The organism is Vibrio sp. 10N.222.55.C6 (assembly GCF_041473395.1).
Taxonomy (GTDB): Bacteria; Pseudomonadota; Gammaproteobacteria; order Enterobacterales; family Vibrionaceae; genus Vibrio; species Vibrio crassostreae_C.
Genome location: NZ_JBFRSD010001240.1, coordinates 1 through 461 on the forward strand (window position 1 = coordinate 1; position 461 = coordinate 461).

Consider the following 461-nt stretch of genomic DNA (forward strand, 5'->3'; position numbering starts at 1 on the left):
CAACTAGCTTTATAAATAACACCTATCATTGGAAAGTAAAATGAAGGTGATATCAGAAGGATTCTGAGTTGCCATAATTGTCAAACTAGATGGACTAATGTTATGAAAACGCCATATTTAGCAGGAATAAGCATCATTGTCGTTTCAGTCGCTTTGCTAGTTTATGACGCGGCCTCTTCAAAAATGCACACCTCGTTCGAACACAAAAAAAATCACGCCCATGAAAGCAATCATGGTGACTATCACTCTTCAGGGCACTCCGCCCATTCCGAAGAAAAGCACGCACATAAAACCGTCGCTTCAAGCCAACCCATATCTCCGATTCCAAACTCTCCCGAGATAAATCATGAGCTGGCCAAAATTGGTTGGGTGCTATTTAAAGACCCGAACCTTTCTTCTAACCGCAGTGTGAGCTGTGAAAGTTGTCATAGCCTGCAAACCAACGGCGCAGAGGTAATTCC

At 43.0% G+C, this 461-nt stretch carries 1 protein-coding gene; it reads left to right on the forward strand.

The window, feature by feature from the left end; genetic code table 11:
* Positions 1-102: 102 nt before the first annotated feature.
* On the forward strand, positions 103-461 hold a 359-nt coding region (locus tag AB4486_RS28365), incomplete at its 3' end, for a cytochrome c peroxidase (protein WP_372120167.1).